Annotated in this window: 8 protein-coding genes; all 8 read right to left on the bottom strand. The window is 57.8% G+C overall.

Annotated elements, in window-relative coordinates; genetic code table 11:
• Positions 1 to 196: 196 nt before the first annotated feature.
• On the bottom strand, positions 197 to 1,060 hold the full coding sequence (locus ACP4QI_RS07215; protein ID WP_426494970.1) for a dimethyl sulfoxide reductase anchor subunit family protein: 864 nt from the start codon (positions 1,058 to 1,060) through the stop codon (positions 197 to 199).
• A gap of 1 nt (position 1,061) precedes the next feature.
• Positions 1,062 to 1,679 (bottom strand): DMSO/selenate family reductase complex B subunit, encoded by a 618-nt coding sequence (locus ACP4QI_RS07210; protein ID WP_156263335.1) that lies wholly within the window; start codon positions 1,677 to 1,679, stop codon positions 1,062 to 1,064.
• A gap of 10 nt (positions 1,680 to 1,689) precedes the next feature.
• Positions 1,690 to 4,134, bottom strand: a complete 2,445-nt coding sequence (gene dmsA / locus ACP4QI_RS07205; RefSeq protein WP_426494971.1) for a dimethylsulfoxide reductase subunit A — start codon at positions 4,132 to 4,134, stop codon at positions 1,690 to 1,692.
• Positions 4,135 to 4,336: 202 nt separating this feature from the next.
• Positions 4,337 to 5,629, bottom strand: coding sequence for a serine--tRNA ligase (serS, locus tag ACP4QI_RS07200; RefSeq protein ID WP_142488906.1), 1,293 nt, complete (start codon positions 5,627 to 5,629; stop codon positions 4,337 to 4,339).
• A gap of 219 nt (positions 5,630 to 5,848) precedes the next feature.
• On the bottom strand, positions 5,849 to 7,192 hold the full coding sequence (gene rarA / locus ACP4QI_RS07195) for a replication-associated recombination protein RarA (RefSeq protein ID WP_426494972.1): 1,344 nt from the start codon (positions 7,190 to 7,192) through the stop codon (positions 5,849 to 5,851).
• A 9-nt stretch (positions 7,193 to 7,201) separates the two neighbouring features.
• Positions 7,202 to 7,816 carry an outer membrane lipoprotein chaperone LolA gene (gene lolA / locus ACP4QI_RS07190; protein ID WP_426494973.1) on the bottom strand — a complete coding sequence of 205 codons (615 nt, stop codon included), beginning with the start codon at positions 7,814 to 7,816 and terminating at the stop codon, positions 7,202 to 7,204.
• 130 nt (positions 7,817 to 7,946) lie between these two features.
• Positions 7,947 to 11,867: a DNA translocase FtsK gene (ftsK, locus tag ACP4QI_RS07185; protein ID WP_426494974.1), complete on the bottom strand. Its 3,921-nt coding sequence runs from the start codon at positions 11,865 to 11,867 to the stop codon at positions 7,947 to 7,949.
• A 133-nt stretch (positions 11,868 to 12,000) separates the two neighbouring features.
• Positions 12,001 to 12,495, bottom strand: coding sequence for a leucine-responsive transcriptional regulator Lrp (lrp, locus tag ACP4QI_RS07180; protein ID WP_000228469.1), 495 nt, complete (start codon positions 12,493 to 12,495; stop codon positions 12,001 to 12,003).
• Positions 12,496 to 12,927: the final 432 nt, after the last annotated feature.

Below are 12,927 nucleotides of genomic sequence, written 5' to 3'. Positions count from 1 at the left end.
GCCGCACGCACAATATGTTCTCTGTCGATTGAAAAAACTCATCCTGCTAATGCAAAGTCTGCTATCGATAATAATTATGTGTTTGTTTTTGTTTATTTAAGGCCAAAATTAAAACCAAACGACAGTTGAAAAATTTCATGATTGAAAAAAGAAAAGCCGGGCACTAAGTCCCGGCTTTATATAACAATAATCAGCGCTAACTGGCGATGGCCATTCCAACGGTCATATGCAGACCGTAAAACACTCCACGTCCAATCAATTCACCTGCCAGCAGCAGCACAAATGCCAGCGACAACAGCGGGAGCGCAGGCTGATAGCCTTTCAGCTGCGGCACGATCCAGCACACCAGCGCCGCCGCCAGCAGCACCACACGCCAGGCCATCAGCGAGCCGTAATCAGGCACCAGGGCCGAGGCCTGCTGAATGGCGCTGTGGATCGTCGCCAGCTCCGCGCCCTGCATCAGGGCCACCACCGTACTTACTGCCAGTGCCAGTAGCGACACGGCAGGCAGTAAACGCATCGCCCAGCCATCGACGCCCGACACCCGCAGGAGCAGGAAGCCCAGCAGCGGCCCGCCGATAAACATGGTCAGGAAGAAACTCATTGGCGTCCAGACGCTGTACCAGGTCGGCACCGTATCAATGGTGTTATAGACCCGCACCATCATCCAGACGAAGACCACGCCCAGCACCATAGTTGCGATCAGCCACAGATCGCGTAACGCTACCGGTAGTTTTTTCACGACTGCAAGCAGCCAGCCCAGCCCGCCGACAGCAAAGAAGAGCGCCCCGCTGGCGATCTCGTTGCTAAGTGAAGACGCGCCCACGCGGTTCAGGGAGTTGAACGCGCGCATGGGTGAACCGAGGTGCAGGGTGGAGGCGATAAACCCGATGCCCATCAGCACCCACAGACCAAACATACTCAGCACCAGCCGCTGCTGTTGCTCCCTGTTCAGATTGCCTTTTAACAACGCCAGGGCGAGGACGATAAAACCGCCCGCCACACACTGTCCGAAGACCGTAAAAATCATTAACGGCCATTCATGCCACCCGCTTCCCATCTCACACCTCCTTCGGATTGGCCAGATAGCCGGTGGTATCACCCGTAGGTCGGCTGTTGGCATTGGGTTTTATGACGATACTCGGCTTCGTGAAGTGCGCCGACGGCAGCGGGGCAACGGCGGCCAGCTTGCCGTGTTTTTTGCGCAGCTCTTCTATCGGGCCAAAGTCCAGGGCCCGCAGCGGGCAGGATTCGACGCAGATCGGCTTGTGACCCTCCGCCACGCGCTCGTGGCAGCCGTCGCACTTGGTCATATGGCCTTTCGCGGCGTTGTACTGCGGGGCGCCGTACGGGCAGGCCATATGGCAGTAGCGACACCCGATGCAGACATCTTCGTCCACCACCACAAAGCCGTCGTCGCGCTTGTGCATCGCCCCGCTGGGGCAGACTTTGGTGCAGGCCGGATCCTCGCAGTGGTTGCAGGCGATGGAGAGGTAGTAGGCAAACACGTTCTGATGCCAGACCCCGTTGTCCTCCTGCCAGTCGCCGCCCGCATACTCGTAAATGCGGCGGAAGCTGACGTCCGGGGTCAGGTCCTTGTAATCCTTGCACGCCAGCTCACAGGTTTTGCACCCGGTGCAGCGGCTGGAATCAATAAAAAATCCATACTGAGTGGTCATCGGCTACTCCTTACGCCTTTTCAACCTGAACAAGGTTACTGTGAGACGGGTTGCCTTTCGCCAGCGGCGACGGGCGTTGGGTGGTCAGCACGTTAATGCAGCCCGCCTGATCGATACGGTTCGCATCGGGGTTGTACCAGGCTCCTTCGCCTAGCGCCACCACACCCGGCAGGATACGCGGCGTGACTTTGGCTTCGATATGCACTTCACCGCGTCCGTTGAAGATCCGCACCCGGTCGCCGTTGGCAATTCCGCGCCGCTGTGCATCCAGCGGGTTGATCCAGATCTCCTGACGGCAGGCCGCTTTCAGGACATCAACGTTGCCGTAGGTGGAGTGCGTTCGCGCTTTGTAGTGGAAACCGGTCAGCTGCAGCGGGAAATCTTTGCTCTGCGGATCGTCGTAGTTCTCAAAGCCCGGGCTGTAAACCGGGAGCGGATGGATCACATCGCCCTGCTCCAGCTCCCAGGTCGCGGCAATCTGCGCCAGCTGGGCAGAATAGATCTCGATTTTGCCTGACGGGGTAGTCAGCGGATTGGCGGCTGGATCGGCGCGGAAGGCTTTATAGGCCACGTGATGCCCTTCCGGGTCGCGCTGCTTGAACATGCCCTGCTGACGGAACTCATCAAACGGCGGCAACTCAGGAATGGCCTGGCGCGACTGCTCATACAGATGGCGCATCCACCCTTCCTGGGTGCGGCCTTCGGTGAACTGCTGCTCAACGCCCATGCGTTTTGCCAGCGCGGTGGTCATCTCATAGATGGTTTTGCACTCAAAACGCGGTTTAATCGCCTGGTCGGCAAAAATCACGTACGACATGTTGCCGCAGGAGGCATCCAGGGCGAAATCCATCTGCTCAGAGGCGGTGCAGTCAGGCAGCAGAATATCGGCGTACTTCGCCGACGAGGTCATATGACAATCCACCACCACAATCAGCTCGCATTTTTTGTCGTCCTGCAGAATGTCGTGGGTGCGGTTGATCTGGGAGTGCTGGTTGATCAGACAGTTGCCGGCATAGTTCCAGATCATCTTGATCGGCACGTCGAGCTTTTCTTTGCCGCGCACCCCGTCACGGGTGGCGGTCATCTCCGGGCCGCGCTCGATGGCGTCGGTCCACATAAACATCGAAATACTGGTCTGAACCGGATTTTCCAGGGTCGGCATGCGCACAAACGGCAGAGAGTACGAGCCTTCGCGCGCCCCGCTGTTGCCGCCATTGATCCCCACGTTGCCGGTCAAAATCGCCAGCATGGCGATGGCTCGGGATACCAGCTCGCCGTTGGCATGGCGCTGCGGGCCCCAGCCCTGGGAGATAAAGGCCGGTTTCGCCCCGGCGATTTCACGCGCCAGCTTAACGATACGCGCCTCGGGAATACCGGTAATGGCCGCGGCCCAGGCCGGAGTTTTGGCGATCCCGTCATTGCCCTGGCCGAGAATATAAGCTTTATAGTGGCCGTTCGCCGGGGCGCCTTCTGGCAGCGTTTTTTCGTCGTAGCCAACGCAGTATTTATCGAGGAATGGCCGATCGACGAGGTCCTCGTTGATCATCACCCAGGCCAGGGCAGAGATCAGCGCCGCATCGGTTCCCGGGCGGATCGGGATCCACTCATCCTCGCGCCCTGCCCCGGTGTCGGTATAGCGTGGGTCGATGACGATCATCCGGGCGTTCGATTTTTGCCGCGCCTGTTCGATGTAGTAAGTCACCCCGCCGCCGCTCATGCGCGTTTCACCGGGATTGTTGCCGAACAATACGACGAGCTGGCTGTTTTCGATATCCGACGGGCTGTTGCCATCGGCCCAGCCGCCGTAGGTGTAATTAAGACCTGCGGCAATCTGCGCGGTGGAGTAGTCACCGTAATGGTTGAGATAGCCCCCGCAACAGTTCATCAGGCGGGCAATCAGGGTTTTGCCCGGCGGCCAGGAGCGGGTCATGGTCCCGCCGAGGGTGCCGGTGCCGTAGTTAAGGTAGATAGACTCGTTGCCGTAGTCTTTAATCAGGCGCTGCATATTGCTGGCAATGGTATCGAAGGCCTCGTCCCAGCTGATACGCTCGAATTTGCCTTCCCCGCGCTTGCCGACACGTTTCATCGGGTATTTCAGGCGGTCCGGGTTATAGACGCGGCGGCGCATGGAACGGCCACGCAGACAGGCGCGCACCTGGTGTAGCCCCTCGTAGTGATCATCCCCGGTATTGTCGGTCTCGACGTATTTGATCTCGCCGTCGATAACATGCATCCGCAGCGGACAGCGGCTACCGCAGTTCACCGTACAGGCGCTCCAGACCACCTTTTCATACGGCTTAACGGCGGCGATGGCTTCAGCCGCCGACGACAGGCGAGAAAAAGGCAAAGTAAAGGCGCTACTGGCAACCGTCAGGCCGCCAATCGCGGTGGTTTTCATCAGCCCGCGACGGCTCACCTCGGCAGCCAGTAAGGCATCAGGCGTTTTAATTTTCATAGACTCTCACTTTGATTGCTCACAAAGTTCCATGTGCGGCAGCACCGCTATATAGTTATTTATATAATGAGTGATTGCGTTAACAGAGGTTTATGCTAACTACCTGGAAAGTATTACTACTTTGGAAGGAGGGGATATTGCCTGATGTCAAAACCGGGGCATAAAAAAAGCGCCCGCAGGCGCTTTTTTACGTAAAAGCAAATTAACCGATGTACTGCTGGCCTTTCATGTAAGGGCGCAGTACTTCAGGAATTTCGATACGACCGTCAGCCTGCTGGTAGTTTTCCAGCACCGCCACCAGGGTACGACCCACTGCCAGGCCGGAGCCGTTCAGGGTGTGCACCAGACGGGTTTTCTTGTCGGACTTGCTGCGGCAGCGGGCCTGCATGCGACGCGCCTGGAAATCGCCAACGTTGGAGCAGGAGGAGATTTCGCGATAGGTACCCTGCGCTGGAACCCACACTTCCAGATCGAAGGTTTTGCAGGCGCCAAAGCCCATGTCACCGGTACACAGCGCCATGCGGCGGTACGGCAGACCTAACAGCTCGAGCACTTTTTCCGCGTGACCGGTCATCTCTTCCAGCGCATCCATGGACGTTTCCGGACGCACAATCTGCACCATCTCAACTTTGTCGAACTGGTGCATACGGATCAGACCACGGGTATCACGGCCATAAGAGCCTGCTTCAGAACGGAAGCACGGAGAGTGTGCAGTCAGTTTGATCGGCAGGTCGTCTTCGTCGATGATCTCATCACGCACGAGGTTGGTCAGCGGCACTTCTGCGGTTGGGATCAGCGCGTAGTTGCTGCTGTCTGCTTCCTCATCCAGCGGACGGGTATGGAACAGATCGCCGGCAAATTTCGGCAGCTGGCCGGTACCGTACAGCGTATCGTGGTTGACCAGATACGGCACGTAGGTTTCGCTGTAGCCGTGCTGCTCGGTGTGCAGATCCAGCATGAACTGGGCCAGCGCACGGTGCAGATGGGCAATCTGACCCTTCATGACCACGAAACGGGAACCGGTCAGCTTAACGGCAGCCGCAAAATCGAGCCCGGCGTGCATTTCGCCCAGCGTGACGTGATCGCGAACCTCGAAGTCAAACTCGCGTGGGGTGCCCCAGCGTTTCACTTCGACGTTGTCATTTTCGTCTTTACCGACAGGGACACTGTCGTCAGGGGTGTTCGGGATCGCCAGGGCGATATCACGAATTTCGGCCTGAAGAACGTCCAGATCGGCTTTCGCCTGATCCAGCTCTTCACCGAGTTTGTTCACTTCCAGGCGTAATGGCTCAATATCTTCCCCGCGCGCTTTCGCCTGGCCGATGGATTTCGATCGAGAGTTACGCTCTGCCTGCAAGTTTTCGGTTTGTACCTGCAGAACTTTACGACGCTCTTCAAGAGCGCGCAGCTTATCTACATCCAGTTTAAAGCCCCGGCGTGCCAGTTTTTCAGCGACTGCGTCTGGCTCGTTACGCAGCAGATTGGGATCGAGCATGCTTATCCTGTGCTTATCGAATTAAAAAATAGGAGGAAATGACCGCAGCCTGCGGTCACAAGAATATACCCTAAATAATTCGAGTTGCAGGAAGGCGGCAAGCGAGTGAATCCCCGGGAACATAGAAAACTATGTGACTGGGGTGAACGAGCGCAGCCAACGCACATGCAACTTGAAGTATAACGGGTATACATTGCCAACATTACCGCAACGATAGCCCTAACGGTAGCGTTTTATAGGGCTATTTTGATCCTGTCCGGCAAGCCAGGTGAGCTTTTCGCCAATCTTGCCCTCAAGGCCTCTGTTTGTCGGGCGATAATAGCGCGTTTGTGCCATTTCCTGCGGGAAATACTCCTCCCCTGCGGCGTAGGCGTTGGGCTCGTCGTGGGCGTAGCGGTATTGCTGACCGTAACCCAGCTCTTTCATCAGTTTGGTCGGGGCGTTGCGCAGGTGGTCAGGAACATCGTAATCAGGGCGCTCGCGGGCATCGGACATCGCCGCTTTGAACGCGGTATAGACCGCATTGCTTTTAGGTGCACAGGCCAGATAGACAATCGCCTGGGCAATGGCGCGCTCCCCTTCGGCAGGCCCCACGCGGGTAAAGCAGTCCCAGGCGGAGATCGCCACCTGCATCGCGCGCGGATCGGCGTTACCGACATCTTCCGAGGCGATCGCCAGACAGCGGCGAGCCACGTACAGCGGATCGCCCCCGGCGGTGATAATGCGCGCATACCAGTAGAGCGCGGCATCGGGCGCGCTGCCGCGTACCGATTTGTGCAATGCGGAGATCAGGTCGTAAAAGCGGTCGCCTTTGTTATCAAAGCGCGCGCTGCGTTCGCCGGCGATTTCAGTCAGCAGTGCCGGGAGCAGCACCCGCTTGCCGCTGTCGTCGGCTTCGGCCATATCGGCCATCATCTCCAGGGTATTCAGCGCCCGTCGCGCGTCCCCGTTAACCAGTTCTGCAATGGCTCGGCGGGTGTCGTCGGGCAGCACGATATTCTGGCTGCCGTAGCCGCGGGACTTATCGTCCATCGCCTGGGTCAGCACCAGCTCAATGTCTTCGGTGGTTAACGATTTCAGGAGATAGACGCGGGCGCGGGACAACAGTGCGGAGTTGAGTTCAAACGAAGGGTTTTCGGTAGTGGCACCGATAAAGGTGATGGTGCCGTCTTCGATGTGCGGCAGAAAGGCATCCTGCTGGCTCTTGTTGAAACGGTGCACCTCATCGACGAACAGGATGGTGCGGCGACCGGCATTACGGTTCTGGCGGGCACGCTCGATGGCCTCACGGATCTCTTTCACTCCGGAGGTGACGGCGGAGATGCGCTCGACGTCGGCATCGGCGTAGCGGGCAATCACTTCCGCCAGCGTCGTTTTACCGGTGCCTGGCGGCCCCCACAGGATCATGGAGTGCAGATGCCCGGCCTCAATGGCGCGCGGCAAGGGTTTGCCCGCAGCCAGCAGATGCTGCTGGCCAATATACTGCGCTAAATTTTCTGGCCGCATACGGGCGGCCAGAGGTTGAAACGCATTATCTGAAAAATCGAGCGACAGGTTGCTCACGCACGCCTCTTACTTATTACGTTGGTCATCCACCGTCACGCCCTTCGGCGGGGTAAAGGTGAATTTCGATGCATCAACCGCCCCGTTCTGCTGGGATTTCAGCTGATAGCTGCTGCGCTGATCGTCCTGCTCAACAGCGCTGAACTGATTGATGGTACCGTTGCTGCTCACGTTAATGGTGAACTGCTTCAGGTTGCCGTTGCTGCCTTTCGGGGTCAGCACAAAATCATCGCCGTTCTGTTTAATGTTGTACTGCTGCCAGTCGCTGGTCTGGTTACGGGCGATCAGCATAAACGGCGTGTTGCTGGTGGCATCTTTCAGCCAGGTCGCCGTGGCCTGCTCAACAAACGGGTTGAAGAACCACAGGGTTTTCCCGTCGGAAACCAGGATGCTCTCATCCGGCTGCGTCATATGCCAGTTGAACAGATTTGGACGTTTCACCCACAGGTCACCCTGACCTTCCTGCACCGCATTGCCACTGCCGTCAGTCACTTTGTGGGTGAAGCTGGCGTGGAAACTGCTGACTTTGTCCAGACGGTTTTTGAGGTCGCCGGCGGCATCAGCCCAGACGCTGCTCGCGACAAAGCTGGTCAGTAATGCACAGGTGATTGCAATTTTTTTCATTGGTAGTCCTTACAAAGCGTCATCCCGAAATGGGGGTTTTCTGTCAACTATTCTGGACCTGCCCGCAGGCAGGCGACAGAAGAAAATGCTTAATTATTGCTGATTTACCCATCTTTGCAATCGAGGGGGATCACTCAAACGGCGGCGGGGCAAGCACTTCACGGTTGCCGTTGTGCCCCTGCTCGCTGACGATGCCCTGCGCTTCCATCTGCTCGATGATACGCGCCGCGCGGTTATAGCCTATACGGAACTGGCGCTGAACCCCGGAGATGGAAGCTTTGCGTTTCTCGGTGACGAAGTTAACTGCCTGATCGAACAGCGGATCCAGCTCTTCGCCGCCATCTACGCCGCCGCCACCGCCGCCTTCGCTTTCGCTGTCAGAGGTGATGCCTTCAACGTACTGCGGACGACCGCGCGCCTTCCAGTCCTGCACCACGGCATGCACTTCCTGGTCACGCACAAAGGCACCATGGACACGCACCGGCGTGGTGGAGTTCGGGCCGGAGTAAAGCATATCCCCCATACCCAGCAGCGATTCCGCGCCCCCCTGGTCGAGGATAGTGCGGGAGTCAATTTTGCTCGACACGGTAAAAGCGATACGGGTCGGGATGTTGGCTTTAATCAGGCCGGTGATCACATCCACCGACGGACGCTGGGTCGCCAGCACCAGGTGGATCCCCGCCGCACGCGCTTTTTGTGCCAGGCGGGCGATCAGCTCTTCCACCTTCTTACCGACGGTCATCATCAGGTCAGCAAACTCGTCCACCAACACCACGATGTACGGCAGTTTTTCCAGCACCGGATGCTCGGCATCCATACTGTCGCCCGGTTTCCAGTACGGATCCGGGATCGGACGTCCCATCTTCGCCGCTTCGGCGATGATCTCGTTATAACCGGCAAGGTTACGTACCCCCAGCGCGGACATCAGCTTGTAGCGACGCTCCATCTCGTTGACGCTCCAGCGCAGGGCGTTGGCGGCATCTTTCATGTCGGTCACGACTTCGGTCAGCAGGTGCGGAATACCTTCGTATACCGACAGTTCCAGCATTTTCGGGTCGATCATGATGAAGCGCACATCTTCCGGCTGCGCCTTATACAGGATGCTGAGGATCATGGCGTTCACGCCGACAGACTTACCGGAACCCGTCGTACCCGCCACCAGCAGGTGCGGCATTTTCGCCAGATCGGCCACCACCGGTTCACCGGCGATGTCTTTACCCAGCACCACGCTCAGCGGTGATGGATTATCGCGGAATTTGGCGTTATCCAGCACTTCACGCAGGTAAACGGTTTGACGTTTTTTGTTCGGCAACTCCAGGCCAACATAGGGTTTACCCGGAATAACCTCGACCACGCGCACGGCCACGGTGGACAGCGAACGCGCCAGGTCGCGGGAGAGGTTTGAAATACGCGCGGCTTTCACACCCGGGGCCAGATTCAGCTCGAAACGGGTGATCACCGGACCAGGTGAATAATTCACCACATCCGCTTTAATCCGGAAGTCGGCCAGGCGGAGTTCAACCAGGCGCGCCATCTGATCGAGGGCGAAGGTATCAACCGGCTCGACTTCCGTTGGCGGCGGGGTTAACAGGTCAAATGACGGCAACGGCGTGGTCGGTCTTTGCAGCGGGCGGCTGTCACCGTTACGCATAAGCAGCGGATGGATCAGGCTCTGCTGAGCCGGTGGCTGCTGCGGCTGCGCAGGCTGTTGAGGCTGAGCGTACTGCTGAGCCTGTGCCGGTTGCTGAGGCTGAGCAAACTGCTGCGGCTGTACAGGCTGCTGAGGCTGAGCAAACTGCTGCGGCTGCACAGGCTGCTGAGGCTGGGCAAACTGTTGCGGCTGTGCAGGCTGAGCATATTGCTGCGGCTGTGCAGGCTGCTGAGGCTGGGCAAACTGTTGCGGCTGCGCAGGCTGCGGCGGCGTAAACGCCTGACGCGGCGGCTCGACCTCCGGCATCACACCCGGCGTGAACAGCGGTTCACTCGGCGTATCATCCACCAGATCTTTCATCGGTGAGAATTCAAAATCCGCCAGCGAGAACGGGTTCGCCCCTGTCGGCTGTTCACCAGCGTAACGCTGCTGCTGCGTGGCGGCAAACTGGCGAGCCAGCTCCGCTTCGGCGGCATCATCTTCGTCATCCTGGGTCTGATACTGCTGTGGCTCAGGCTGATATTCTTCGCCATAACGCTGCTGTTGCTGCTGGGCGAACTGGCGGGCCAGCTCGTCCTGCTGCATTTCGTCAGCGTCGTCTTCGTACTGGTCGTCATCGTACTGCTGACGCCCGGCTTTGCGCGCTTCCTCTTCCGCCATTCGCTGCGAAGGCAGCTTGATGCCATACGAGGCCAGTTCACGGCGGGTAGGAACGCGCACGCGGTTCGGACGCGGCAGCTGCGGACCAATGCCCTCTTTCACCTGCGGACGCGGTGCGCCGCCGGTGGCCAGGCTGAATAACGGTGCAGCAGCGCCAGCCGCAGCGGCACCTGCCGCTGTTGCCTGCTGCACGCTCGCCGCAACCGGTGCCACGACGGAGGCAGGCTCAACGGCCGGAACCGGTACAGACGGGATCTCAGCTGCTTTTACCGGGGCAGGCTCTTGCACTGGCTCCGGTACAGGCTGATACCAGGCCGCGAGCTGTTCGCGCTCACGGGCACGTTTCTCTTCCACCTCTTCGAAGTAGTAAAGCGGCGGCCGGGACGGTTTCACCTCTTCAACCGGCGGCGCTTCGACGACCGGCGGAGTTACCACCGGCTCAGGCTGATACACGGCCTGCTGCGGTTCATACTGCTGCGGCTGCTCATACTGAGGTTGTTCGTACTGTGGCTGCTCGTACTGAGGTTGCTGATATTGCGGTTGTTCATACTGCGGCTGCGCGTATGCCGGTTCAGGCTGATAAGGCGGTTGCTCCTGCGGCGCGGCGGCGGCATAAGGCTGTGGCTCTGGCGCATAGGCCGGTGCTGCTGATGCAGTGGGTTCCCCATGCCATTCAACCGCAGGCGGCTGCAGATGGGTATCCGGCATCGAAGGGGTTGGCGGGATCACCGGATCGACAGGTGCAGCAAAGGCCTGAGTGGCGGTAGTCGCCGCGGCAGCGGCGGCAAGCGGCTCAGCCACCGAGTGGCCGTTGAGCAGCGGATCGTACTCATCATAGTCGGAGGTCAGCGCGCGATTGCCGGAGAACAGCACATCATCCGGATCGGCGGCTACGCCACGGGCGCTGTAAGCTACCTCTTCGTCGTCCATCCTTTTGCCAGAGAACAGGGCCGCATCCGTCTTGCGCCCCAACGGATTTGCGAACTTCTCTGCTACGCGCTTACGGCGCGCCAGCGCCCCGCGCATAATGCGCGCGCGGCGGGATTCACGACGCTCGGCGGTCGGCTCAGCGTCATCGTAGTCGTCGTCTTCATACTCTTCATCGACCCAGGTATCATCGCGACGGGTACGGTTGCTGGCAAAGGTAAGAATGTTGAGGATCACGCTGCCGATTTTTTCAGCAATACTGACCCATGACCAGCCGGTAAAGAGCGTCAGCCCTGCGCCCCAGACGCAGAGCAGCGCGATGGTGCCGCCGCTGCTGTGCAGCATCGGCTGCAGCGCGGTACTCAGCAGGCTGCCGATTACCCCACCGGAGGCAAAATACCAGATGTCATCGGCGTTAATCGCCGCCAGCCCGCAGGAGGTGAGGATCAGCGCCAGCGCGCCTATCAGGCGCAGCGAGACGGCAAAATAGTCGATGTAGTCATCGTTCTGGCGATGGCGCCAGGCAAACCAACAGCCACCAATAATGATGACGGGCAGGGTGTAGGCCATCACGCCAAAGATAAAGAACAGCGTATCCGCCAGCCAGGCGCCCGGTACGCCGCCTAAATTATGGATAGGTTCGTGCCATGCGGTCTGTGACCAGCTGGGATCGGAGGGATTGAAACTGAGTAAGGCTGCCATCAACCAGACGGCAAAAAGAGCAACAAGGATCAGTAACGCCTCAAGGAGTCGGCGCCCACTGCTGAGCTTGGTTAAATTGACTTCTTTGTCTTCGGTATATTCCTGGCTCAAAACAGGCTCTCCAGGTATCAGGCAATTCCTGCCTGAGTGCTAAACGGACAACAGTGCCGGGAGGCCCGACACTGTTGCTGTATGGATTACCAGGAGTGTAATCAAAGTACGCTGATAATGCACCTGTTCCGTGTTAGCGCGTCTTAATAACCAGACGATTGCTCTGTTTGACTTCTTCCATTACCACGTAGGTACGGGTGTCGTTCACACCAGGCAGTCGCAGCAGGGTTTCGCCCAGCAGCTTACGGTATGCAGACATATCAGGTACGCGGGTTTTCAACAGGTAGTCGAAATCACCGGAAACCAGATGACACTCTTGAATTTCTTCAAGTTTTTGCACGGCGGCATTGAACTGCTCAAACACATCCGGCGCACCACGATTCAGAGTAATCTCAACAAATACCAGAAGTGAGGCATCCAGGTAATGCGGGTTCAGCAGCGCTGTATAGCCCTGAATAAAACCCTGTCTTTCCAGTCGGCGCACACGCTCAAGGCATGGCGTCGGGGAAAGTCCCACACGTTTTGAAAGCTCGACGTTGGAAATACGCCCATCCTTTTGCAATTCATTAAGAATGTTACGATCGATACGGTCGAGATCTTTGCCAGGGCGCTTCTTGCTATCTACCATTATTATTGTCTCTCTGTATTCCTTCCCTAACTCCTGCCAGGACCCTGTGCACTTCACTGTTCAGAGTCTTTCCCCGCGGTTAATCGCATCGCCTGTTTTATAGTTTGCGCGATTCGATTGGGGTTATGTGGTATGAAGACCGTTGCCCAGAGGCGGCCATCAACATCACGAATGGCATCTGTCCACACCATGCGTAGATTTCGCTGACCCGGTAAAAATGGTGATTTTGTGCATGACTATGCGTTACACAAAGACCGTTTTTTTTCTTCCTTGAATGTTTTCGCAAAACAGCAGGGGATTGTCAAAGCAAAACATCGATTTTTAGTACAACATGCCGGATATTCATTACGACCGGCGATTAATCCTCATTTTATCGCCGTCGTTTCGAGCGATTTGCCATGATTATTGTTATAAAATCACCTTCCCTGCCCC

Source organism: Leclercia sp. TB492, from assembly GCF_049974505.2.
In the GTDB taxonomy this organism is placed as follows: Bacteria; Pseudomonadota; Gammaproteobacteria; order Enterobacterales; family Enterobacteriaceae; genus Enterobacter; species Enterobacter adecarboxylatus_C.
This window is presented reverse-complemented; position numbering and strand designations above follow the sequence as displayed.

Excerpts from the sequence above, each read along its gene's own strand:
- ACP4QI_RS07215 (WP_426494970.1), bottom strand. The coding sequence starts at position 1,060 with ATGGGAAGCGGGTGGCATGAATGGCCGTTAATGATTTTTACGGTCTTC.
- ACP4QI_RS07210 (WP_156263335.1), bottom strand. The coding sequence starts at position 1,679 with ATGACCACTCAGTATGGATTTTTTATTGATTCCAGCCGCTGCACCGGG.
- dmsA (WP_426494971.1), bottom strand. The coding sequence starts at position 4,134 with ATGAAAATTAAAACGCCTGATGCCTTACTGGCTGCCGAGGTGAGCCGT.
- serS (WP_142488906.1), bottom strand. The coding sequence starts at position 5,629 with ATGCTCGATCCCAATCTGCTGCGTAACGAGCCAGACGCAGTCGCTGAA.
- lolA (WP_426494973.1), bottom strand. The coding sequence starts at position 7,816 with ATGAAAAAAATTGCAATCACCTGTGCATTACTGACCAGCTTTGTCGCG.
- lrp (WP_000228469.1), bottom strand. The coding sequence starts at position 12,495 with ATGGTAGATAGCAAGAAGCGCCCTGGCAAAGATCTCGACCGTATCGAT.